The organism is Acinetobacter sp. YH12208, assembly GCF_013418055.1.
In the GTDB taxonomy this organism is placed as follows: Bacteria; Pseudomonadota; Gammaproteobacteria; order Pseudomonadales; family Moraxellaceae; genus Acinetobacter; species Acinetobacter pseudolwoffii.
In genome coordinates this window covers 39,197-63,587 of the sequence record NZ_VPCT01000008.1, presented here as the reverse complement: position 1 = coordinate 63,587, position 24,391 = coordinate 39,197, and the positions used below count along the sequence as shown (strand labels likewise).

General features: G+C 44.0%; 22 protein-coding genes. 11 read left to right on the top strand and 11 right to left on the bottom strand.

Annotated features, from left to right (window positions below; translation table 11 throughout):
• Positions 1 to 93: 93 nt before the first annotated feature.
• The 3 genes from thiM to FTU95_RS09505 form a co-directional block, all read right to left on the bottom strand.
• Positions 94 to 942, bottom strand: coding sequence for a hydroxyethylthiazole kinase (thiM, locus tag FTU95_RS09515; protein ID WP_171063326.1), 849 nt, complete (start codon positions 940 to 942; stop codon positions 94 to 96).
• A 32-nt stretch (positions 943 to 974) separates the two neighbouring features.
• Entirely contained in the window at positions 975 to 2,135 is a 1,161-nt protein-coding gene (locus FTU95_RS09510) for a hypothetical protein (RefSeq protein WP_005170446.1), read from the bottom strand.
• A gap of 160 nt (positions 2,136 to 2,295) precedes the next feature.
• On the bottom strand, positions 2,296 to 2,553 hold the full coding sequence (locus FTU95_RS09505; protein ID WP_005263317.1) for a hypothetical protein: 258 nt from the start codon (positions 2,551 to 2,553) through the stop codon (positions 2,296 to 2,298).
• 361 nt (positions 2,554 to 2,914) lie between these two features.
• On the opposite strand from FTU95_RS09505, the gene pepN reads away from it, so the two are divergent.
• Positions 2,915 to 5,521 carry an aminopeptidase N gene (pepN, locus tag FTU95_RS09500; RefSeq protein WP_180078281.1) on the top strand — a complete coding sequence of 869 codons (2,607 nt, stop codon included), beginning with the start codon at positions 2,915 to 2,917 and terminating at the stop codon, positions 5,519 to 5,521.
• Positions 5,522 to 5,737: 216 nt separating this feature from the next.
• Positions 5,738 to 5,947, top strand: coding sequence for a hypothetical protein (locus tag FTU95_RS09495; RefSeq protein WP_005097285.1), 210 nt, complete (start codon positions 5,738 to 5,740; stop codon positions 5,945 to 5,947).
• Positions 5,948 to 5,981: 34 nt separating this feature from the next.
• Here FTU95_RS09495 and FTU95_RS09490 read toward each other — a convergent pair whose 3' ends face one another.
• Positions 5,982 to 6,428 carry a universal stress protein gene (locus tag FTU95_RS09490; protein ID WP_005097283.1) on the bottom strand — a complete coding sequence of 149 codons (447 nt, stop codon included), beginning with the start codon at positions 6,426 to 6,428 and terminating at the stop codon, positions 5,982 to 5,984.
• A 135-nt stretch (positions 6,429 to 6,563) separates the two neighbouring features.
• Positions 6,564 to 7,007 (bottom strand): universal stress protein, encoded by a 444-nt coding sequence (locus FTU95_RS09485; protein ID WP_005170452.1) that lies wholly within the window; start codon positions 7,005 to 7,007, stop codon positions 6,564 to 6,566.
• 315 nt (positions 7,008 to 7,322) lie between these two features.
• On the opposite strand from FTU95_RS09485, the gene FTU95_RS09480 reads away from it, so the two are divergent.
• Both FTU95_RS09480 and FTU95_RS09475 read left to right on the top strand, forming a co-directional pair.
• On the top strand, positions 7,323 to 8,273 hold the full coding sequence (locus tag FTU95_RS09480; protein ID WP_218944654.1) for an alpha/beta hydrolase: 951 nt from the start codon (positions 7,323 to 7,325) through the stop codon (positions 8,271 to 8,273).
• 84 nt (positions 8,274 to 8,357) lie between these two features.
• Complete coding sequence (locus FTU95_RS09475) at positions 8,358 to 8,705, top strand: SMR family transporter (protein WP_180078279.1); 348 nt, start codon at positions 8,358 to 8,360, stop codon at positions 8,703 to 8,705.
• A gap of 59 nt (positions 8,706 to 8,764) precedes the next feature.
• On the opposite strand, the gene FTU95_RS09470 is transcribed toward FTU95_RS09475, so the two are convergent.
• The 4 genes from FTU95_RS09470 to FTU95_RS09455 form a co-directional block, all read right to left on the bottom strand.
• A complete protein-coding gene (locus FTU95_RS09470) occupies positions 8,765 to 9,940 on the bottom strand; it encodes a benzoate/H(+) symporter BenE family transporter (protein ID WP_100355360.1) in 1,176 nt (391 codons plus the stop codon).
• A 75-nt stretch (positions 9,941 to 10,015) separates the two neighbouring features.
• A complete protein-coding gene (leuE, locus tag FTU95_RS09465; RefSeq protein ID WP_100535288.1) occupies positions 10,016 to 10,672 on the bottom strand; it encodes a leucine efflux protein LeuE in 657 nt (218 codons plus the stop codon).
• Between the two features lie 73 nt (positions 10,673 to 10,745).
• Complete coding sequence (tal, locus tag FTU95_RS09460; protein ID WP_180078277.1) at positions 10,746 to 11,723, bottom strand: transaldolase; 978 nt, start codon at positions 11,721 to 11,723, stop codon at positions 10,746 to 10,748.
• Positions 11,724 to 11,812: 89 nt separating this feature from the next.
• Positions 11,813 to 12,703: a LysR family transcriptional regulator gene (locus FTU95_RS09455; protein ID WP_005170459.1), complete on the bottom strand. Its 891-nt coding sequence runs from the start codon at positions 12,701 to 12,703 to the stop codon at positions 11,813 to 11,815.
• 99 nt (positions 12,704 to 12,802) lie between these two features.
• On the opposite strand from FTU95_RS09455, the gene aceI reads away from it, so the two are divergent.
• Positions 12,803 to 13,234, top strand: a complete 432-nt coding sequence (gene aceI / locus FTU95_RS09450; RefSeq protein ID WP_005170461.1) for a chlorhexidine efflux PACE transporter AceI — start codon at positions 12,803 to 12,805, stop codon at positions 13,232 to 13,234.
• A gap of 173 nt (positions 13,235 to 13,407) precedes the next feature.
• On the top strand, positions 13,408 to 15,603 hold the full coding sequence (locus FTU95_RS09445; RefSeq protein WP_180078275.1) for a beta-propeller fold lactonase family protein: 2,196 nt from the start codon (positions 13,408 to 13,410) through the stop codon (positions 15,601 to 15,603).
• Positions 15,604 to 15,660: 57 nt separating this feature from the next.
• Here FTU95_RS09445 and FTU95_RS09440 read toward each other — a convergent pair whose 3' ends face one another.
• Complete coding sequence (locus FTU95_RS09440) at positions 15,661 to 17,178, bottom strand: acetyl-CoA C-acetyltransferase (RefSeq protein ID WP_005097269.1); 1,518 nt, start codon at positions 17,176 to 17,178, stop codon at positions 15,661 to 15,663.
• Between the two features lie 240 nt (positions 17,179 to 17,418).
• Between FTU95_RS09440 and FTU95_RS09435 the strand changes: the two genes are divergently transcribed.
• The 5 genes from FTU95_RS09435 to dnaX all read left to right on the top strand — a co-directional run bounded on the left by FTU95_RS09435 (position 17,419) and on the right by dnaX (position 23,911).
• Positions 17,419 to 18,810 (top strand): 3-oxoacyl-ACP reductase, encoded by a 1,392-nt coding sequence (locus FTU95_RS09435; protein ID WP_005097268.1) that lies wholly within the window; start codon positions 17,419 to 17,421, stop codon positions 18,808 to 18,810.
• Between the two features lie 148 nt (positions 18,811 to 18,958).
• Positions 18,959 to 19,813, top strand: a complete 855-nt coding sequence (locus tag FTU95_RS09430) for a MaoC/PaaZ C-terminal domain-containing protein (RefSeq protein ID WP_100535292.1) — start codon at positions 18,959 to 18,961, stop codon at positions 19,811 to 19,813.
• A 59-nt stretch (positions 19,814 to 19,872) separates the two neighbouring features.
• Complete coding sequence (locus tag FTU95_RS09425; protein ID WP_180078273.1) at positions 19,873 to 21,138, top strand: serine hydrolase; 1,266 nt, start codon at positions 19,873 to 19,875, stop codon at positions 21,136 to 21,138.
• Positions 21,139 to 21,216: 78 nt separating this feature from the next.
• On the top strand, positions 21,217 to 21,660 hold the full coding sequence (locus FTU95_RS09420; protein ID WP_034608473.1) for a copper resistance protein NlpE N-terminal domain-containing protein: 444 nt from the start codon (positions 21,217 to 21,219) through the stop codon (positions 21,658 to 21,660).
• A gap of 133 nt (positions 21,661 to 21,793) precedes the next feature.
• Positions 21,794 to 23,911, top strand: coding sequence for a DNA polymerase III subunit gamma/tau (gene dnaX / locus FTU95_RS09415; protein ID WP_180078271.1), 2,118 nt, complete (start codon positions 21,794 to 21,796; stop codon positions 23,909 to 23,911).
• An 8-nt stretch (positions 23,912 to 23,919) separates the two neighbouring features.
• Here the strand turns inward: dnaX and FTU95_RS09410 are convergent, their stop codons facing one another.
• Complete coding sequence (locus FTU95_RS09410; protein ID WP_005170474.1) at positions 23,920 to 24,354, bottom strand: thioesterase family protein; 435 nt, start codon at positions 24,352 to 24,354, stop codon at positions 23,920 to 23,922.
• Positions 24,355 to 24,391 lie beyond the last annotated feature (37 nt).

Below are 24,391 nucleotides of genomic sequence, written 5' to 3'. Positions count from 1 at the left end.
CAGAAATTAGTAGAAGATGTGAGCGATGTACAGCTAAAAGTGGGGTGTCAGGTCTATGCAAACCTGCAAACACCCCTTAAAGCTGCTAGCAAACTAAACTGCTCCCGGCAAAATTTGAAAGTTGGCGTATTGTCGAATGCTTTCAGTATTAAGTTGATGGACTTCATCCAGAAAAGCCACATTAAAACGGCCAAGCTGTGGCGCACGTTCAAAAGCCCGTTGACCTGCAATTGCAAAATGCACATGTGCAGCGAGTGCCGCGATTGCGGGAGAACTTACAGCACTATAGGCTGCAATCAGTGCACCAAGTGCACAACCGGTGGCCGTGACTCGCGGTTGTAAATATGATCCGCCTGATACTTGTATTACCGGATAATCTCTGGAAATGATGTAATCAGATTCACCGGAAATCGCGACACAGTCACAATGCGCCAATAAGCTTTGTGCCTGTAAATAAACATCGGCACTATTGATGGTACTGTCCACACCTTTGGATTCGATCCGCTTGCCGGCCAAAGCACCAATTTCAGAGGCATTGCCCCGTAAAATTGTCGGATGGGAATTGAGTAACTGATCTACCGTATTCGAGCGCCAATGCAGTACCGTTCCATAACCAACCGGATCCAGTACCCATGGTTTTTTCAGACGATGTGCCGTTTCCGCAGCAATGTGCATGGCCTGTACTTGTTCGGTGGTCGGTGTACCCAGATTGAGATTGATCGCAGCTGCAATTTTGGCAAAGCTTTCGGCCTCAAAAGGATTATCGATCATGGCGGGGGAAGCATTGGCAGCCAACACCACATTGGCCACATAATTACTGGCCACGGCATTGGTCATGATATGCACCAATGGCTGATGTTGCTGTAACTTTAACCATGCCTCGCAGATTTGATCCAGAAGCGTGTGCTGTAGTGCTTGCGTAGAAGTATTCATAATGATCATCTGTCAAAAAGTAATCTAAGTCGTATCTTCGCTCAGCGGGTAAAATAATGGTCCTGATGCTTACAGCTACGGCAGAACAGGCTGACATAGTCACTGGCATCATAATCCACCGAAAGCTCCTGTGAACCGCAGTGCATACAACGTTTCTGCGAATAAAATTTCAGGCGCGGTTCAATTTTATGCCATGAGCGCCAGACCGGCTGAAAGAAAATATTCTCATCATAACCCAGGAAGCGATAAAACAGGATTTCACTCATCTTGCTGAAGGCCAGTTGTGGCGGGCGTGGCAGGGTAGAGGTTTCCCATTTTTCCGTGACAGAACGTTCCCGATACTGTTGTAAGGTTTTTTTCAGCAGATTGGTATTAATAAAATTTTCATTGCGTGGCTTAAGCGCTTTTTGCTTATATAGATATTCCAGTGCGGTCTGTACCAGATAATAAATCTGCCCCACTGCCAAGACATCTAAAAGGCGATAGCAAAAGGTCTGAAAGCTCTGATTTCCGGCAATCTGCACATTCCAGCTACGACAGTAAAATTGCGCAAACTGAATGATCTCCTCATATAGCAGACAATACAGGGCATCTTTGACTTCATCTGCACTTTTAAAGGGCACACCTTGACTCAGGTTCTGATAAAACCAGTTGCGTAGTTGCTGGGTAATGCTGAACAGGCTCGGTTCAGAATAGCCATCCAGACGTACATTAATATAATAGTGCTGATTTTCCTGTTGCACATCTTTGGGAATTAAAATCTGTTCTCTGAGCATATTTTTGACCAGACCATGTTGAAACAGATAGTTCGGACTGATGGAAAAATAGCGAATTTGATGCCAGTCGATATATTCGCGGTGCTGGCTATATTCCTGTACTTGTTCATCTAAAATCGAAAGTAGAAACAGTTTATTGATAAAACTGAGCTGATTGAGCTCAGGAACCGGCCGGTCCTGTTTTTTATGATAGAGACGATTTTCCTGTAAACGGACTTCCTTGAGCATGCGTTTACGTTGGGCCAGACACTGTGCGCAATAACAATTATTTTTTTGATCCGGATGAAGCTGATGCTGGCAATGGCTGCATTCATGGTAACTCATCTCCTGATCATACTGTTCCGCCTCAATCCAATACATCGATGCCTTACATAGCGGGCAGTGGGTGCTTTCATCAAGCTGTTTTTGCAGAACACTGAATACCATGGTCGCGGGCAACTCTAGAATGGACGGGCATTTGATTATACACGGCTGATGAGATGCAAACGTAGTGGACGGGTGCAATTTTTCTAAATCAAAAATAGTCATCCAAACAGGAGAAGAGCTACCGAAGTAGCTCTGATTTTAAAACATGAAATGATGCTTTTTAAACCGGGCAGGGTAATGTGTCGTCCTCCTCGCCGCGATGTTTAGCATGAATTAAGGCCTGAACTTTTTTAGAGGGCACTTTTTTGGCACCGAGTGCATCGTAGCTGTTGAGAATGGCAGTTACTTCATGGGCCTGAAGTGGAATTCCTTCACAGCTCATCAACAGTGCAATCACTTTATGGTCAATATTGGCCTGATCCAGTGTTTGCAAAGTTTTGATATTTTCGATCCGTACAACATGCTGTTTTAAATACATGGCTCACCTCATCATCGTTATCATTATTCTTTCATTGGAAGTGTGGAAAAACACAGTTTAACTCTAGCAAGAAGTGTGCTCATTTTTTAATCAGCATTTATGCGGTACTCTGCAAATAAAATTATATATTTTTAAATCAGTAATTTATTAAAATGTAAGAAATTATGATCCTGACTATTTTTATGGCATAGATATTTCTTATGTAGAGCCGGGTGCTGCTCAATTAGGCAGAATGCATTGAAAGTGGTGCACGAAATGCCCATATTAGATCTAACAATACAAATGCACAGACAGCGTTTCAAACTTGGCGTATGATTTTGACATGAACAATGTCGAACACGATAAAAGATTAGGACAGGACATGAATATTGCGGCAAACCCGGTGATCGAAGCGGATCAAACCATTTATTTAAAAGACTATCAAAAACCTTCCTTTGTTGTTGATTCCATCGACCTGAATATTCAAGTCTACAGTGACCACAGTCTGGTCAGCAGCAAGCTGGAGATGCAGCGTCAGACTGCTGGCGATCTGGTTTTGCTTGGCCGCGATCTGGAACTGCAATCGATCCGGTTAAATGGTCAAACCCTGAATGCAACTGACTACAGTCTTGATGCTGAACAACTGGTCATTGCCAATGCGCCTGATCAAGTGTCGCTTGAAATTGTGGTTAAAATCCATCCTGAAAGTAATACTATGCTGGAAGGTTTATATCAGGCCAGTTCAGATCTGTTTGTGACCCAAAATGAACCAGAAGGGTTCCGTAAAATTACTTTCTATCCAGACCGTCCGGATGTGTTGTCGGTCTTTACCACACGTGTAGAGGCAGACAAGAAATATCCGGTCTTGCTCGCAAATGGTAACCTGCTAGAAACCGGTGAAGTGGATGAAAATCGTCACTATGCCGTGTGGCAGGATCCGACCAAGAAACCGAGCTATTTGTTCGCCTGTGTCATTGGTGACTTGGCAGTGATGAAAGATTCCTATGTCACATCGGAAGGCCGCAATGTAGCTCTGGAAATCTACGCAGAAGAAAAAGATATTCCAAAATGCAAGATCGCCATGGAAGCGCTCAAACATTCTATGCGCTGGGATGAAGAGCATTATGGTCTGCCTTATGATCTGGATAATTACATGATTGTGGCAACCAGTGCATTCAACATGGGTGCCATGGAAAATAAAGGTCTGAATATCTTCAATACTTCATGCGTGCTAGCCGATGAAGAGTACACCACTGATGCCGCCATCATGCGGGTGCAGTCAGTCATTGCGCATGAATATTTTCATAACTGGACCGGTAACCGGATTACCTGTCGTGACTGGTTCCAGCTGTGTTTGAAAGAAGGCCTGACTGTATTCCGTGACCAATCTTTCTCGGAAGATTTACAGTCGGCTGCGGTACAACGTATTGATGATGTAGCAGTTCTGAAAGCACATCAGTTCCCGGAAGATTCAGGGCCGCTATCACATCCGCCGCGTCCAGATCATTTTGTAGAAATTAACAACTTCTATACTGCCACTGTTTATGAAAAAGGGGCTGAAATTAACCGCATGATGGCGACCTTGCTCGGTAAGGAAAAATTCCGTCAAGGAACCGATGAGTATTTCCGCCGTCATGATGGTCAGGCGGTAACGGTGGAAGACTGGGTATCTGCACTCACCGCAGGTTCAGGGGTGGATCTATCCAACTTCCTGACCTGGTATAACCAGCCGGGTACGCCTAAACTTGAAGCAAAAGCTGAATATGATATAGAGACACAAATTTATCGTCTCAGCTTGAAGCAAAGCCTGAAAACCCATGCCAAATATCCGAATCTGAAAGCGGTACCTATTCCAGTGGCTTTGGCGCTGTTTGATGCCGAAACCGGTGAGCAGTTGAAGCTAAACTCTGAAGCACTCTTTGAAAATGGCGTGAAAGATGGGGTGTATCTGTTTGATCAGGAACAAGCCACGATTGAATTTAGTGGGGTAACAGCAAAACCGGTGGTATCCTTGCTGCGTAATTTTTCTGCGCCAGTCAATCTGGACTTTGACTATTCAGAACAAGAATTGGCCTTCCTGCTGCAATATGAGACCAATGGTTTTAACCAGTGGCAAGCCACTCAAACGTTATTAGAGCGTATCTTGCTGGATGATCAGCCTGCGGATATTTATATCGCGGCGATGTTGAATACCTTGCCGGGTGTGATTGAAAAAGATCCGCTGTTGGCATCACGTCTGTTTGATGTGCCGTCTGAAGGTTATTTGGGCAGCCGTATTGATCAGGACTATAATCCGGTCATGATTCAGGAAAAGCGTGAGGCTTTGCTGCATACGCTGGCACGTGCCTTTGGTGAAACAGCCAAAGAGACGTATCTTGATCTGGATCCTGATCTGCAATCTGAATTCTCGCAAGCGATGGGTGTACGTGCTTTAAGAAACATCATGTTGACGATGATCGCCCGTCAGGGAGATACATCTGCCTTTGATTTGGCTTATGAGCAATATCACACAGGTAATATGTCTGAACGTTTGGGCGCCCTGAAAGTTCTGGTCTGGAACGATGCACCACAAGCAGAAGAAGCTTTGGCAGACTTTTATAGCCGCTTTGAAGACGAGGCTCTGTCTTTAGATCAATGGTTTATGGTGCAGGCAGCGCATCCAAAAGCAACCGATGCAACCATTGCCTATCTGACCCAGCATCCTGATTATGATCTGGCTGTACCAAACCGGATCCGTGCTGTGAGCGGCGGTCTGAATGCCAATCCGGTGAATACCTGGAGCTTTGGTGTGCAGCATTTTATTGGTCTGGCGAAATATCTAGATCAGAAAAACCCAATTGTGGGCTCACGTCTGCTGCAAGTATTGTCACGCTGGTACACCCTTGCTGAGCCGCAACGCAGTGAAGTCAAGGCGCAACTTGAAGTATTGAAGCCACTGGTCAAATCTAAAAATGTGTCTGAGACATTAAATAGTATGCTAAGTATATAAAATTCAGTCTCTATCAAAAAACCGGATCATCAAGATCCGGTTTTTTATCTGTTTTGATTTTAAATGGCCGGTTTAGATACATTTGAAATACGCTGATGCACTATGTGGCAACCAAAGCGTGTACAGTATTGCTATACGGACAAGAGTACTGATTTATTAAGCTGTAAGCAGGGTAAAAGGATCTTAGAGATCCACTTACTGGAGGTCATTTAAGATATGTTAGTGAAAATTGAAGATGGTTTTTATTTAAATAGCCAGCATATTATTGCCGTACATGTCAGCAAGAATCCTGAAAATGGCTTACTTGAAATCTCGATTCAATATACACCTCATTCTGTTCAGCAGGTCGGGGAATACAAGAAAGTATTTCAAAGCCAGCTTGATGCAGAAATCTTCTTGAGTGAGCTGAATCAAAAGCTTCGCTAAAAGCCTGCTCAGCTCAGGCTTTCATCAATACCTGTTATTGTCTGACCACCAGTACTGGAATATCAGAAAGTGCCAGCACATTTTGCGCCACACTACCCAGCATGAGTTTTTGCAAACCTTTACGGCCATGTGAACCCATAATAATGACATCAGTCGGTGATTCATTTGCAGCCTGTAAGATTCCTTCTGAAGGTGCCATACCATGCAGGATTTTTGTCGTGACCTGTATGCCTTCACGAACAAAGCTCTGTTTCAGGTCATTTAAGCGATCAAGCGCATTTTGTTCTGCATGCATAAAGTAATCTGTGACTGCTGGAGCAACTTTATAAAAATCTACGCCCTTAAAAGGGTCAACCGCAATGACACTGAGTAAGGTGACATGGCTATGAAATACTTTGGCCAGTTCGAGGGCATGTTCTGCGGCAGCATAGGAAATCGAGGACTCATCGAGTGCTACGAGAAGATGATCATAATTATTCATGGTGCTTCCTGATATTTATTATTGCAGTAAGGAAAATAGGATTTGGGTGGGTGAATCTCCATAACGTACGGTTTGGTTTGAAATCAAATATAGAAAACCGGGTAATGCGCACCTTGAAGATGCGCAAAGCTTTGATTATTTTTTCACGATCAGAACCGGAATTTCACTGGCACCTAAAACATCCTGTGCAAAGCTGCCCAGAATCATTTTCTGGAAGCCTTTACGGCCATGAGAACCCATAACAATCAGGTCTGCTTTTACTTCATCAGCAGTTTTGGCAATGTGCTCGGCATTGACCAGACCCGTGACGATCCGTGACTGAGCTTCAATACCTTCAGTCGCTGCAATCGCAGTGGCTTCTTTCAGGGCATTTTTGGCATTGGCATGCGCCTGTACAAAATATTCCTTCATGATAGATGAGCTGTAATAGAAATCAGCTTCAGTAAAAGGATCTTCTGCAATCAGGCTGATCAGGGAAAGCTGGCCACCAAATGCTTTGGCAATTTTTGCAGCATGTCGTACTGCGGAAAAAGAAATTTCTGAGCCGTCTACCGGAACTAAAATATGCTGATAGGCCATGATTTTTTTACTCCAAATGTTTATTGTTCGCTTCTGATTCATTGATAGCACAGTGACTCTACAGGTGCAATTGCAAAACCTAAAAAAATGAAAAAACTCATTAAATTACAACTATTATTCACATAAAACTGTAAAAAAATGGGCAAATAAATCCGAGCAAAAAACTGGGGATTTTCACCTCTGCTGCCAGAACGAACTGGATTAAGTTTTTGGTTTTTGAGCATTTCAGTTAAACTGCCTGCGCTTGATTTTTATCAATATAGGGAAATTGAAATTGTGAGATATATCGCGGTAAATCTTGTGCTGGTCAGCTCGATGATGTTAGCGGGCTGTCAGAATACCGTACAAAATAGCAGGCTAATTGCCAGTGCCTTCAATATGACCACGGGCCTACAACAAAAAGTGATGGATCGTTATGCTCCTGAAACTGTTCGGGTACAGAACAATATCGTGTACCAGCCGCTACAGGATTTAAGCTTCGATCTATATCAACCGCAGAATATTCAGAATCTAGGCCCGAGACCGACCATTGTCTGGATTCATGGCGGTGGCTGGATTTCAGGTTCCAAGGCACATGCCCGCGGCTATTTTAAGCTATTGGCGGCGCAAGGCTATAACGTGATTTCTGTACAATATCAGTTTGCGCCGCAGGTGACTTATCCGAGTCAACTTCAGCAAATTAATCAGGCGTTGGCATTTATCAACACGCATGCCGAGAACTACTACATTGATGCAGCACAACTGTATTTAGCCGGAGATTCTGCCGGTGCCAATCTGGCCAGTCATTATGCCGCATTGTTGACCAATCCAGAGTTTTCACAACAATCCAATTTCAGTCCAAATATTCAGCCAATGCAGCTCAAAGGCTTGATTTTGCATTGTGGTATTTACGATCTACAGGCCTTTGTGCAAAAAGCACCGGATGAAATCAAAATGGTCGAATGGGGCGTTTATAATCTGGTACAGGCTTATACGGGCGACCAGAAAGATGATGTCGAATTTTTAAAGCAGATTTCCCCGATCCAGCATATTTCAAATGCTTATCCGCCGGTGTTCATCAGTGGCGGTAATAAAGACTTTCTGACCGATACTCAGTCCTTACCTTTTGTAGAGACACTCAAGGCCCGGAATATTGCAGTGACCGAGGTATTTTATCCGGAATCTAAGGCCTGGCTGATTCATGAATACCAGTTTTTTATGGGCAAAAAAGAGAGTCAGCAAACCTTTATTCGCACCCTTGATTTTCTGCACCAGCATTCATTGTAAAATAAGCATTATTTAAAGTTTAATTTTCTATTTTAATTGGCTTGTTATTCAAAGCATGAACACTGAAATTTTGGAGATGGAAAAATGAATCCTGTATCGTGGGCCTACCTGTTACTGGCACTGGCGATTGTCGCCGAAGTCACAGGCTCTACATTTTTAGTAAAATCTGAAGGCTTTAGCAAATTATGGCCGTCTTTGGCAGTCGTGGTTTTATTCTGTATTGCATTTTATTTATTGTCGCAAGTGATTAAAGTCATTCCATTGGGAATCGCTTATGCCATCTGGGCCGGTGTGGGAATTGTTCTGACTGCAATTGTGGGTTATGTACTTTTCAAGCAGACGCTCGATGTGCCTGCACTTATTGGCATTGTACTGATTATTTCCGGTGTACTCGTCATCAACCTTTTTTCCCAGACCGCAGGACATTCATAAAAGGCAGACATGATCGCTGCCCTTATTTGTCATTTTATTCTAATGATCAGTCATCAATTTTAAGTGACTTGAGGCTTGAGCTTAAATAGAAAATGAACCATTAATCCCAGTAATAGGCCCCAAAAGGCTGAACCAATCCCGAAAAACTGAATATTGGATGCGCTGAATAAAAAGGTCATCAGTGCCGCTTCACGTTCATGGCTTTGCTGAAAAGCCAGCGCGATGTTATGCCCAATGGTGCCGAATAAGGCAATTCCGGCCAGAATAGTAATCAGGATTGCTGGAAATGCCATCAGGACACTGGTCAAGGTCGCTGCAAATAGTCCCATCAAAATATAAAACAGCCCACAACTCATGCCTGCAATATAGCGTTTCTGTGGGTCGGGATGAGCTTGAGTATCCAGACTCACTGCCGCACTGATCGCAGCAAGATTGACACTAAAGCAGCCAAAAGGTGCCAGTATCGCCTGACTTATACCGGTCCAGCCTAAAATACCGTTTACCTTGGGTGGATAGCCATAGCTTTTAATTACTGCCAGTCCGGGTAGATATTGCGAAGCCAGATTGATCACCAACAGTGGTAAAGCCAGCCCTAGAACAGCTTGTAGACTAAATTCAGGTTGGATCCAGACCGGCTGGGCCATACTCCAGTTTAAACTCGGGATTGTAAAATCGATAAAGAAAGGGCAGAGCGCAATTGCGGTAAATACGGTAATCACGATGCTATAGCGTGTGCTGATTTTTTTTGAGATCAGATAAATGGCCAGGACACTGAGTACAAATTTCCAGGACTGTTGCAGGCTACCAAATACTGAAATACCAAATTTTAGCAATACTCCAGCCAGCATGGCACTGGTTAAACTTTGTGGAATAAAATGAAAAATACGCTCAAAAATTCCTAAGAATCCCAGCGCAGCAGTCAACAGTCCACAAATCAGAAACGCACCAATCGCTTCACCGAGGCTGTAATGACCCGCAGACGCAATGATCAAAGCTAGTCCCGCCGTTGACCAGGCAGTAGAAACAGGATACTGATATTTCCAGGACAGCCACACACCAGAGATACCTATGCCGATTCCCAGTGCCCATAACCAGGAACTGATTTGTGCCGCATTGGCGCCTAAGCTTTGTGCAGCTTCAATCACCAGTACAGCAGAAACACTAATGCCAATCAGGCAGGTAATCAGGCCGGCAATGACCGCAGTAAGAGACAGATCTTGTAATAGTTTTGGCATCGTCCATGACACAATTTTAAAAAGCGTTTAAATCATACGCTTTTCACGTATTTAGACAATATCTGTTTCAAGCTTTTATAAGGTAGAGCTGGCTAGCTTCATCCCAAAACCACAGAATAAAATGCCGACTATGGCCACACAACTGGCTGTCAGTTTGTAATGCTGGTTGAAATAGGAGGCCAGTTTTACCCCTGAGAAAATCAGAATGGACAGATAGGTCATGCTAATCAATTGCAAGATCAAAGCCAACAGAATGAAAGTCAATGCCGGATAAGGATAGCGAGGATCGACAAATTGCACAAAAAATGACAGGTAAAACAGAATCGCTTTTGGATTTAAAATACTGATGGTCAATGCAGTACGAAATGGCTGAATAGACGAAGCTTTAGCATCAGCCGCATTCATCTGCGGAATGGTCACTTTTTCTGTTGGACGAATGGTTTTATAGGCGGCACTTAATAGCTTCATCCCCAGATAACTCAGGTAGATGGCGCCGATAATCTTCAAAGTAATAAACAGGATTGGAAAAGCATGCAATAAAGATGCAGCCCCCAAAGCAGTACATACAATCAGAATCATGTCACCGGTATACACTCCCAGAGCACCTAAATAACCTGTCTTGATACCAAAACGTGAGGCAATGGACATGACATAAAGGGAATTGGGGCCAGGCAAGAGCACAATTAAGGTGGTGCCAATGATAAAGGTACTGAGATCTGTAATACCAAACACGAAGAATTCGCACAAGAAAAAGCCGATGCGGCATTATAGCAACATCGGCTGGTAAAATTTCTAAGATTTTAGCTTAGCTTTCAACGGGATTGAGAAAGGTTTGACCTAATAGCGCAGCCAGTTGCTCACGCGCTTTGATGAAACCCTGAATACCGCCTTGTAACAGTTCACTGGCCATTTGATCCTGCTTCAGCTGTTCCAGAAATGCTGCCTGACTGATCGGACTCAGTTCACCCTGCACAGTAATAGCTGTCGCTGAAAGTTGCGGCTGAACTTTACGTTGATCATGGTTCAGTTCTGCCAGTAGATTTGGTGCAACGGTAAGAAGGTCACAACCGCTCAAGCCCAAGACCTGATCGATACTGCGGAAGCTGGCGCCCATAATTTCGGTTTGAATGCCATGGGCTTTATAAAACTCATAAATACTTTTAACCGATAACACGCCAGGATCTTTTTCGATTGGATAAGCATCCACACCTTCAGCCTTCTTGTACCAGTCCAGAATCCGGCCAACAAAAGGTGAAATTAAAGTAACTTTGGCATCAGCGCAGGCATGGGCCTGATGCTGGCCAAATAACAGGGTCAGGTTGGTATGAATGCCTTCTTCTTCTAAGGTTCTTGCGGCCTGAATGCCTTCCCAGGTTGATGCAATCTTGATCAGGATGCGATCGGAGTCAATCCCATACTGCGCATATAGTGCCAGTAACTCTTTGGCTTTTGCGATGGTGGCAGCAGTATCAAAAGACAGGGACGCATCGACTTCAGTCGAAACACGCCCTTCAATTAATTTCAAGATTTCAACGCCGAATTTGACGGTCAAAATATCAATGGTACGTTCAATTAGGGCATCATCCGCATAGTCTTCCTGCTGCGCCTGCTGATAGGCCGCTTCAATCAGGGCCTTGTTCTCAACTTGACTGGCCGCTGCTGTAATCAGTGATGGATTGGTGGTTGCATCCAGAGGACGAAATTTTTCAATTGCGCTCAAGTCACTGCTATCCGCCACAATTGTGGTCAAGTTTTTTAATTGGTCTAATGCGGTTAATGTCATTACGATCTAGTTCTATGGTTATTGCTTATGCATACTTTTATATCATAAACCCTGTATTTACCAAGTAGACTGAAGTGGTGTTTCTGTGATTATTTGCTACTTTTACGCTGATTTCGCAGATGATTAATCAAAAAATGAGCAGCTGTGCCCAAGTTGCTTTCCCGACTCCAGACCAGATCGATAAAATATTCAAACTTTGGGGTGAAATCGAGCAGATTCAGCACTTGCAGATTTTGCTGTAAATTCGGCTGTTTTTTTAGCATTTCCTGCGGGAGAACACCCCAACCCAAACCCTGTTGAATCATGCTACAGGCAGAATGATGATTGTCAGTGCGCCAGTAATGACGGGAATATAATAATTCAGGTTTAATATTACGGTCACGGCTCGCCACCACAATTTGACGGCTATTTAGAATTTGTTCAAAGCTGACCTGATCGTATTGACTCAGTACATGCTGCTTGGCTGCGACAGGAATCAAGACTTCACGCTTTAATTCCACAAACTGTTCACGTGCATCGAGTTGTTCCCGCTCAAACATTAATGCCAGTTGTGCGCTACCATCCAAGAGCATCTGTTGCGCATCTTCCTGAGGTGCACCAAAGACATTAATCTGAAGCTCGGGAAATTGCTGTTCCACCAGAACGACATAATCAGTCCAGCGCGTATGCAGTAATTCAGAAACGATGACGATATTCAGTTCAGACTCCAGGCCTGAACTTAGGGCAAGCGCATGCTGTTTCCACTGATTCATTTCGATTAACAGCTGTTCTGTTCTTTCATACAGTGTCTGTGCCTGCTCCGTTGGCACAGGTTCACGCCCAATACGCTGGAACAGTTGCAGATTCAGATCAATTTCTAAATTCGCAATTGACATGCTAATGGCAGAGGGAACTTTTCCCAATTTTCGTGCAGCTGCAGAGAATGAACCGGTTTCCATCACAGTTTTAAATACAGTGAGTTGTTCCTGATTAATATTCATGTAATCTTATCTATCAATTTTATTGAAATATTCTAACTCGATTAATCAGTTTAAAGAACATAATATGCGCGATTATTGATAAAAAACCGAGTAATGAAAATGTTGATTTCCAAAAGACGACTTGTGCATGCGCTTAGCTATGAAGTCATCCTGTTGGTGATCATTGCGATAGCTTTGAGTCTTATTTTTAATATGCCGCTAGAAGTCACAGGTGCACTGGGAATTGTGATGGCCGTGACCTCTGTCATCTGGAATATGCTGTTTAATCATTATTTCGAAAAATTTGAAGCGAAACGTCAACTGAAACGAACGATTCGAGTGCGTATTTTACATGCGATTGGCTTTGAAGGTGGTTTAATGCTCGCCACCATTCCAATGGTGGCCTATGCGATGAACATGGGACTATGGCAGGCGATTGTGCTCGATTTTAGCCTGACCTTGTGTATTCTGGTATATACCTTCATTTTTCAGTGGTGTTATGATTCGATAGAAGAAATGCTTGGATATCAGCCTGAGCATCGAAAAATATAATAAGAAAAGCATAGAAAAAAATAAAGCACAGCTAATGTTACTTGTGCTTTATGTGGGGAATCTAGTAAACAGCAGTATTTCTTTGACACATAGCACACTTATTCGACTTTGTATTCATCTTAAACCCCTTTATAAGAGCAGAAGTTTTTATGCATTTGCATCTAAGGGGAATTATGAAGTTAAAATATAGCTTGTTGAGTTTAAGCATTGCCTTACTCATGACTGCTTGTGGCGGCGGTGGTGGTGAGAATGACAGCCATGCATCTAAGCCTGGGTCAGGTACGGTTGGCTCTAATCCATCAACAGGAAATAATGCTCAATTTACCAAAATTTCAGAATTTAAAGTCTTGGATGTGGGTTCGGAACTTACTGCTCAAGATTTCGGTTTAAGTACATGGAATCCTACAGCCCTGGTACGAACTGGTGATGTATTGTATATCGCCAATAGCCAATCAGAATCAAAAATTTTACGTTATGATTTAAAACAAAAACGTGCGCTGAGTGCAATTGATCCATTAAAAATTGAAGGCTTAGCAAAAAAATGGGACAGTCTTGCAGATATCGAAATCCATGCAGAACGCTTATATGTGGCCAGTTATGGTTCTAACCGTGTCGATATTCTAGATATTTCACAGCCTCAACCGAGCTTTGTGATGGCGCTAGGAACTGGCGTTTGGTGGGGCGATACAGTGAACCATGCTTTAGTTCACAGTAATGCTGTTACCGCAGATGACCGCTATATCTATGTCCCCGATATCGAAGGTCGTATTAATGTCTGGCGTCAAAGCGATGCTATTGCACAAAACCATTTAAAAGCGAAAAAGTTTGCTCGGCTTAGTCTTCCAGATTGTGGTCGTAACTGTAATGCACGTATGGAAGTCATGGGAGATCATCTGTATACCAGCCTTCCAAACGGTAAAACTTATGTGCATGACATTAACCAAATTCGTGAAAATGACACTCACATTGCACCTATTTTGACAGAGTCAAATCTTGCGACCCTTTTACACCGTCATGATGATGGTACTGTGTATACCGCAAGGAATGATGGTTCGATAGAAACATATCCTACTCAGGAATTTGGCTTAAAATCAATTCTGCCAAAGCACAATATCGACCAATTCAAAAAATATATCCTGAAAGGGCAAGCTGAAAGCAGTCATATCGAAAGAGCAGGTGATGTTGCGGTGTATGGCCAACAGTTGATTCATTTGTCTAATCAAAGGGTTAAGCTCTTGCCAATGGTCACATTACAGCAAAATAAGACCAAACAGCTGAGTTCTGCATTATTGTTGACTGAATCTAAAGCACAAAATCAAACACTTGTATTGCAAGATGGTGAATCTTGGGAGGCGCTGACCAATAGTGCTGAACGTCATGTGTATATGAATCGGATTTTATCGGCAGAGCTGAGTAGCAACGCTTTAACGCTTAAAAGTTATAGCGCTGTTCCTGTTCGAAATTTACAAATTCGCGCCAAAATCCGTCATTCAGATGATTGGGTTATACTTGCAGATTTAGATGAGCTTACGCCATTTTCCACTGCAAAATTTAATATTAAATTGAATGATCAATCCCGCTTCCCGCTTGCAGATGGCAGTGGTTCAATTCAGTTGGCAGGTTTAAGTCAGACCACGCTGATACCAAGTGATATTTGCGATTTACATGTGACTTCTGAAACAGACGAGCATGTGAAAAAGCTCAATAAAATTCAGGCAAAATGGAAAATCTATTTTGGTAAATATGACGAACCAGGCAAATGGTGTCGAGTAACGCCTGTCTATGCGCGTGAATGGGTCATCATGATGACGAACTTAGCATACATGCTCAGTACCCCTGAATTTGAAAACCTCTGGTTTAATCATAAAGCAGTGATGGGCCATGATTTCTTTGGTAATGCAGGTCAAGTCGATGGGCCAAACGGTATTTATATGCCTGAAGACTATGTTCGTATCTACAAAGAGATTTTAAATCGTAACGAGATTAATCTTGGTATTACCAATATGGGTGGTGGTCTTGGTGGCGGTACCGTGCTGGGTGTCGATACTTGGCTATTCTATGGTCACTATCGTTTATCAGGTTTTCGTATTATTGCGCATGAATTCGGACATCATTGGGGGGGACATAATAGCGCATGGGCGATGTCATCACATGGCTTCGAGCCGATGGTGGATTGGTTGAACTTCTACTTCCAGCGCCGTCCTGGTTCACTGCCTTATATGGATCCAAATGTTAACGCATTCCACCTCACTCCCGATGCAGCGCTGTGCCAGGGGGTTAATCAAAACATTGTGAGGGGTGTAGCATCAACAGCACCTTGGAATAAAGTTGACGAATACTTTAAAAATAATCCAATGCCAATACAGTAGGTAAAAGGTATAAAAAAGCTCCTCAATCGAGGAGCTTTTTTGAATCAAGGTAGCAGCTTATTTTTCAATAATCGCTGTAACACCCTGACCACCGGCAGCACAGATCGATACCAGTACACGACCTGAACCTTTTTGAGCAATCAGTTTGGCTGCCGTCGCAATAATACGACCACCAGTTGCTGCAAAGGGATGACCGGCTGCAAGTGATGAGCCTTTCACGTTCAGTTTTGCACGGTCAATTGAACCGAGTGGCGCATCCAGACCTAAACGCTCTTTACAGAATGCTGGATCTTCCCATGCCTTTAAAGTAGACAGCACTTGAGAAGCAAATGCTTCATGAATTTCATAATAGTCGAAGTCCTGAAGTTTTAGGCCGGCACGTTCCAGCATGCGAGGAACAGCATAAGCAGGTGCCATCAATAAACCTTCTTTCTTCTCGACGAAATCAACTGCTGCAGTTTCCTGAAAAGTCAGATAAGCCAAAACTTCATGACCATTGGCTTTTGCCCATTCTTCAGACGCTAGCAGAACGCAAGAAGCACCATCTGTCAGTGGGGTAGAGTTACCCGCAGTCATGGTACGCGCATCGCCCTTACCAAACGCAGGTTTAAGCTTCGCCAGTTTCTCGACTGAAGAATCAGCACGCAGGTTATTGTCACGCTCTAAACCCAGGAATGGCGTGATCAGATCATCAAAGAAACCTTCTTCATAAGCTGCTGCCATTTTCTGGTGTGAAGATGCAGCAAGTTCATCTTGCGCTTCACGGGAAATACCCCATTCCAGTGTGGTAATCGCCTGATGATCACCCATAGACAAGCCAGTACGTGGCTCACCATTTTTAGGTGCGTCCATCAATTCTTTGACATTAATTTTGGTCAAGGCTTTTAAACGGTCTTTGGCAGTTTTGGCAATGTTCAATTCAAGCAGCGCTTTACGCAAGCCGTCACCCAATGCAATGGGCGCATCAGAGGTGGTATCTACACCACCGGCGATTCCTACTTCAATTTGGCCCAGTGCAATCTTGTTTGCCACTAAAAATGCAGCTTGTAAACCCGTACCACACGCCTGCTGGATATCATAAGCTGGGGTTTCTGGTGCCAGTGCCGTATCCAGAACACATTCACGAGTCAGGTTAAAGTCACGGCTATGCTTCAGGACAGCACCTGCAACCACTTCACCGACACGTTGACCTTGCAGATTAAAGCGCTCTACCAGACCATTTAATGCTGCGGTCAGCATGTCCGAGTTAGAGGCAGTAAAATAGGCACCATTCGAACGTGCAAATGGAATACGGTTGCCACCAAGAATAGCAACGCGGCGAACTGTGTTTTGGCTCATATTATTATCCTGTTGAACAGAAGGCTGTGTTTTTGAAACTGAATCTGTTTGAGTTGATGTCGTCTGACTGCTACTGCTCGCTGTACGACGGGTACGCGGAGTTTTAGCCGGACTTTTAGCTGCAGCAGCGGCTGTATCCGTGTTTTTAGTGCTACGCTTAGCACGCGTTGATGATTTTGACACAGCTGGAGATGCGGAATTCTCGACTGCTGGATTTTCTTGAGTTGTTTTGCTCATAAGGCTTTTCCAAGCAAATTGATCGTCTTCTTGTGGCTTACATTAGCATAGATGAGTATATGCTGTATTGACTACAATGACATTGCAGACTGCGCTCAGGTCAAGTCATCTGCCAGATATCTCAAGTATGATTGGGTAGAATCTGGTAGATCTATTGCAATATAAGTATCTGGCATTATATTGAAGTTAAAGGATAACTTTAGATCGATCAAAAATTAATTTGTATGAGAGATAATAAACATGACTGATCAGTACCAAAATTTCGCAAAATCTCCTATTGGTAAATTTGTCATTAAAAATCTGGGCCTGCCATCCCCAATTTCCCTAGACCGTTTCGAGTCTGCAACGCCAGTGGTAAAAGGCGCTGTGTTATTCGGTGCTGCACCTGCGAGTGTATTGACCGGTTCTATTGCTCAGGTGCTGGCAAATATTCATGCCAATAGCTATGCAGGCAATAATGCGGAACTGCAACAGGCAGCGGCGAAATCGGGTCTGAACCTGAATGCATTTAATACTGGCGATAAAGAATCCAAGTTTAAAGTGGTTATTTTTGATGCTTCTGGTATTGAAAATTCAGAGCAGTTGAAATCACTTTATGAATTCTTTAATCCGATTGCGCGTCAGATTCAAAGTTCTGGTCGTGTGGTCGTGATCGGCACAACACCTGAATCTGCAAAATCTGTGAGTCAGGCCATTGCACAACGTGCGCTCGAAGGTTTTGTCAAATCTGTGGGCAAAGAATTTAAAAAGGGTATTGCAGCCAACCTGATTTATGTCGATGCAGGTGCCGAAGCCAATCTTGAGTCTGTGCTACGTTTTGCAATTTCTCCACGCTCTGCCTATGTGTCTGGTCAGGTTATTCGTGTATCGGCAGCAGCACAAGTAGACTTGGACTGGAGTAAGCCACTGGCAGGAAAAACGGCAGTAGTAACTGGAGCAAGCCGTGGTATTGGTGAGGCGATTGCTCATGTGCTGGCACGTGATGGCGCACATGTGATTTGTCTGGATGTCCCACAACAGCAGGCGGATCTGGATCGTGTCGCTGGTGAAATTGGCGGCTCTACACTAGCGATTGACATTACTGCAGCCGATGCGGGTGAGAAAATCAAACAGGCGGCAGCGGCGCAGGGTGGTCTGGATATTATCGTGCATAATGCCGGGATTACCCGCGACAAGACTTTGGCCAATATGAAGCCTGAGCTTTGGGATCTGGTCATTAACATCAACCTGTCAGCAATTGAACGCGTCAATGATTACTTGCTCTGCAACGATGGTCTAAATGCAAATGGCCGTATTATCTGTGTATCTTCTATTTCAGGTATTGCAGGTAATCTGGGTCAAACCAACTATGCAGCCTCTAAAGCAGGTGTGATTGGTGTGGTGAAATTCACAGCACCGACATTAAAAAATGGTATAACCATTAATGCTGTGGCACCGGGTTTTATTGAAACGCAAATGACAGCAGCAATTCCATTTGCCATCCGTGAAGCTGGACGCCGTATGAATTCCATGAGTCAGGGTGGTCATCCTGTTGATGTGGCAGAAGCGATTGCGATGTTTGCCTCGACTGCCTCTTCAGGTTTGAATGGCAATGTGGTGCGTGTGTGTGGTCAGAGCCTGTTAGGGGCTTAATTTAGAATCCCCCTAAATCCCTCTTTGCAAAAGAGGGGACTACTCCTCCCTTTGTTAAAGGGAGGTTGGGAGGGATTTATTTAAAAAGATATTCTTCCTTCTTTTAAAAAGAAGGACGTCATAAAGATAAATATTCCAAAGGTTCAGTATGAATACTCGCCATTTTAGTCAACTTCCAAAACCTTATTTAGCCTATCCAAAAGTGATTCAGGGCTTGATTTTAAAAAAGCCAAAAGCTGAAAAAGTTCTACCGCAAGTTGAATATGTGGTGGATTCATTCAAGGTCGATCAAAAGCATCTGAAAGCCTATAATGAAGTTTGTGGTTTTAAAAATAATGGCTATATTCCAGCCATTTATCTAACAGTTCTTTCACAAAGCCTGCAAATGCATATGATGACGGCTGAAGCTTTTCCTTTTCCGGTTCTCGGTCTGGTGCATATCCGCAATCAGGTCAAACAGTATCGTAAAATCGGAGTCAATGAATCTCTCACATTGTCTTGCAAGTTTGGTGAATTGCAGCCGCATGATAAAGGTGTACAGTTTGATTTCATCACCACAGTAAAAGTCGGTGATGAAGTGGTGGTGGAAGCCTTGACCACTTATCTGTCCCGTCAAAAGAGTAAAGGCAAAGCTGCAGCCAAAATCGTCGAAAACAAGACACCCGATTATGAGCTGAATGCTGAATGGGAAATTCTAGAAAATACGGGTCGCCGTTATGCCATGACATCCGGCGACTTTAACCTGATTCATATTCATGCCCTAATGGCTAAGGCATTCGGATTTAAACAGGCGATTGCGCATGGTATGTGGACCAAGGCTAAAGCTTTGTCCAGCCTGGCATTGCCCGATGCCTATGAAGCAGATGTCTGGTTTAAACTGCCCTTATATCTGCCTTCCAAAGTGCAGTTCTTAACCGCGAAAGCAGCTAATGATACGGAAATCCTGATTCGTAATAGCAAAAATCAGAAGCCGCATGTCACAGGAACTGTGACCGCAATTTAAAGTACGATAAAAGCCTGAACCTGATTTAGGCTTTTTTGTTTTTAAGAAATCAATATTCTATGGATAGAATGATGCAGCCACTCAAAGATTATTTATTTGCGGATACAGCCCATTACCAAGGAACGGTAAATGAAAATTTCCGTGACCTTGCCCGTCAGTTTAGTCGCCTACAGCATGCTCGCACAGAGCAGGGTGGTGCGGCACTTGTTGTCTATTTTCAGGGACAAAAAGTCGTCGATATTTATACCGGGAAAAAATCGGAATCTGAGGCTTGGCAAACCGATACCATGTCGCTGTGTTATTCGACGGGCAAAGGTGTGCTGGCGACACTGGTACATATTCTGGCCAGTCAGGGCCTGGTTGATTATGACCAGCCTGTTGCAGAATATTGGCCTGAATTTGCGCAAAACGGTAAAGAAAATATTACTCTGGCGCATATGCTGAGTCATCAAAGCGGATTGTTTGATATCCGTAATATCATTGCCGACGCCACTGAAATGGCCGACTGGCCGCAGATGCTAGACCGAATTGCCGCGGCTGAACCACGTTTTCAAGTTGCAACAGATGCGGCCTATCAACCGCTGACCTTTGGCTGGCAGGTCGGTGGTGCATTAGAAAAAGCGACAGCTAAAACTTTAACTGAACTGATGCAGGCATATCTGGTTCAGCCTTTGATGTTGAATGGTGCTTATTTCAGTGTGCCGACCAATGAATTAGCTCGGGTAGCACTGCCGATTTTTAAAGCTAAAGCAGCCAAGTCTCAATCGCAGCCTGCGAAAAAAACAGGATCAAGAAAACCGAATCTGATGGAGCGGGCTTTGATTTGGAGTGGACAAGATCCGCAGGATTTTCAGGATGCGATGATTCCCAAAGGAATGAGGAATTTCAGTTTCTTTAGTGAGCAAGGCCTGCAAGCAATCATTCCATCCGCCAATGGAGTATTTACCGCAGAGAGTCTGGCAAAAATTTATGCCATGCTGGCCAACCGCGGCGAATGGCAAGGACAGCAATTGATCTCGCCTGAAGTTTTTCAGCGTCTCAGTCAGATTCAATGCAAAAAACGCGATCGAGTCATGCCTTTGCCGATGCACTGGCGATTGGGTTATCATCGGGTGCTTACTTTAGGTAAAGCTTCGCAAGGTTTTGGTCATATGGGCTTTAATGGTTCGGGAGCCTGGTGTGACCCTGAGCGCAATTTAAGTTTTGCCTATAACCATAATTTCCCGACAGGTTCATTGACCGGAGATTATCGTCTGTGGGGTTTGACACAGGAAACCTTACGCTGTGCTGATGCCGTCCTGACTGGACGTAAAGGTTGGCGCTAAATATCCCTGATTGGGGAGTTTAGTAAAGTCCTTAAAATATGTTATTTTGGCGTGACTCCCAGTCTGTGGTATGAAGTGATGAAAAAAGTGCTGATGATTCCTCTGGTCGCAAGCAGTGCCTTGTTTGGCTGCCAGGATCAAAACCAATCGACGGCAAATACTGCTATTGAGGCTAAAGCTCAGATTCCTGCCTGGGTCGGGAATTATCAGGGCACCACACCCTGTATGGGATGTTTTTCAAGTTGTGACGATTGTCCGGGTATGGCTGTTGCTTTGAGCTTGCATGATGATCGGACTTTTACGTTATCACGTGAAAGCTTGAGTGGGCATAACCCGATTGAAACCATTACTGGGCCGATTCGTTTTCAGGATGATACGCAACAAAAGATTGAACTGCTGAATGTCGATACCCGCAATCTGGTTTATGTGGATCTGAAAAAGCAGGTTCTGGAAATTCGTGAAGATCAAACAGGCAAACGCTACCAGATGCAAAGTGACTTTATCCTGTTTGAATCGGTCTGATTTTAAGAAAATATATGTTTTATATCCCTTTTTCAATGATTTTGATCAAGAGGTTTTTATTGTTTATAAACCGGCATTCATTTCACTATTTACTAAAAAAACAGTATGCTTAGACCTGTAAAAAGGAGCATACATGTATCAAGTACTTGCGCGAAAATACCGTCCTCGTAATTTTAATGAATTGGTGGGGCAAAACCATGTTTCACGTGCTTTAACCAGCGCGCTCGAACGTGGCCGTTTGCACCATGCCTATTTGTTTACAGGAACGCGTGGTGTCGGAAAAACCACGATTGCACGTATTTTGGCGAAGTGCTTGAACTGTGAGACCGGTATCACCTCGACACCGTGTGAAGTCTGTGCGACTTGTAGCGCCGTCAACGAAGGACGCTTTATCGATTTGATCGAAATCGATGCAGCCTCACGCACCAAGGTTGAAGATACTCGCGAGCTGCTCGACAATGTGCCTTATGCACCGACCCAAGGTCGTTTTAAAGTTTACCTGATTGATGAAGTGCACATGTTGTCCACGCATTCTTTCAATGCTTTATTAAAGACTCTGGAAGAGCCACCTGCGCACGTCAAGTTCCTGTTTGCTACGACCGACCCACAAAAGCTGCCAATTACAGTAATTTCACGCTGTTTGCAGTTTACTTTGCGCCCATTGGCTGTTGATGAAATTACCGAGCATCTGGCCCAGATTTTAGGCCAAGAAAGTATTCAGTCGGATCAGGATGCCATCTGGCAAATTGCCGAATCTGCTCAAGGTTCTTTGCGTGATGCCTTGTCTCTGACCGATCAGGCGATTGCCTATGGTCAGGGTGCGATTCAGCATCAGGATGTCAAAGACATGCTGGGCTTGATTGACCGGACCATTATTTATGATCTGATTCTGGCGATTCACCAGAACCAGAAAGCACAGGTCAGTCAGTTGTTGCTGCAATTCCGTCAGCAGGCTTTGGATGTGTCACTGGTTTTAGATCAGTTAATTTCGACTTTGCATGAACTGGCTTTATTACAATATCTGCCAGATTTAAGTCTGAAATATAGTGCTGAAATCAATCAAAAGATTATGCAATTATCCGGTTTGATTTCGGCGCAGGATTTGCAACTGTATTATCAAGTCGCATGTAAAGGACGCGCTGATTTACAGTTGGCGGTGACTCAGGAACAAGGTTTTGAGATGACGGTGCTACGCTTATTGGCATTCCGTCCCTTACAGCCAAGCGAGGTTCCAGTCGTTCATGAAGCCGCAACTCAACCAATAGCAGCTTCTCCTACACGTCTACAACAGCCCATTCAGACACAATTGCAGTCTGAAACAGTCACAGCAAAAAAATTTGAAGCGGAACCGACCTCCGATGATTTCTCTCTGGACGATGAGACGGATGAGGAAGCTTATACGCCATCAATGCCTGAACCATCTTCAGATGATTTTCTCCATGAAGAAAAGTCCACTAATGATCATGCACTTGAGCCTGTTCAACAGGGAGTAATTCAGACAGCGATTGAGGAAGTACAGTCTAGTGATCAGATCGTTTTTGATCCAAATGACGACAAAGGCCTGTTTGGTTTTGATGAAATCGAGAGTAGCGTAGAAGCACCGGCGACAAGCAGCAGCTCGGATGATTTCCTGCTTGAAGAGTTTATTCCTGTAGATGCTGTTACTCATGTCGAAGCAGCACAAGAAATATCTGCTGATGAGGAATTTAGTCTTGCCTCACCGGAATTGGAACTTTCACAGGAAACGATTGCTCAGCCTGTGATTGAAGAAGTCGCTCCGATTCAGACTGCGCTACCGGATGACATTTCCCAAGATTTAAATACGCAGAATCTGATGCCACAGGATATTTTAAAAATCCCTAAGCAAATGTTAGAGGGTGAGTGGAGCGTCGAAAAATGGGAATACTGGTTCCGTAACAGCCAGCTTTCTCCAGCAGTGCAGGAACTGGCACAGTATGGTGTCATGAGCGGACAGATTAATGGCCAATCCGTTTTTCATATCCCTGAGCAATACCAGCAACTTTTGACACAACTGCAACATACTCTGGAAGCTGCTTTACAACAGCAGTGGCCGCAAACTCATTTCCAGGTGAAATTTGAAAGTGTGGACCAGCTAACACCCTATACCATGCAGCATCAGCGGAAGGCTCGTGCCTTTAAACGCGCTGAAGAGCTGTTACAGGCTGAACCTGCGGTACGTGACCTGTTGCAGCAGTTCGATGGTGAATTGCAAAATATTCAGCTGAAATAGACTGGATTTTAAGGCACAACAAATCGAGATAAGGCATCCCGCATTTCGGCTGAAATCGGGGTGCTTTTTCGTGTCTCACGATCGACAAATACATGAACAAAATTACCCTGAGCTGCAGCTGTATCCGAATTGCGTTTAAAAATGGCCAGATCGTAGCTCAGTGATGAATTTCCCATGCTTTCAATGGCCACGCCCACTTCAATAATTTCCGGATAAGACAGTTCCTGATTAAACTGGCAGTTGGAGCTGACCACCAGCCCAATCATCGGAGAGTATTTCGGATCAAAGGCCGCTTCCTGAATCAGCAGGGCATTGGCTGCGGTGTCAAAATAACTGTAATAAGTCACATTGTTGACGTGGCCATACAGGTCATTGTCTGCCCAGCGGGTCTGAATGGGCAAGAAAAAGGCATAGTGTTCGCGTTGTTTGATCGTGGCTTTCATCAGGATTCGCTCTCAGCTAGACAAGGCTTAGTGTGGA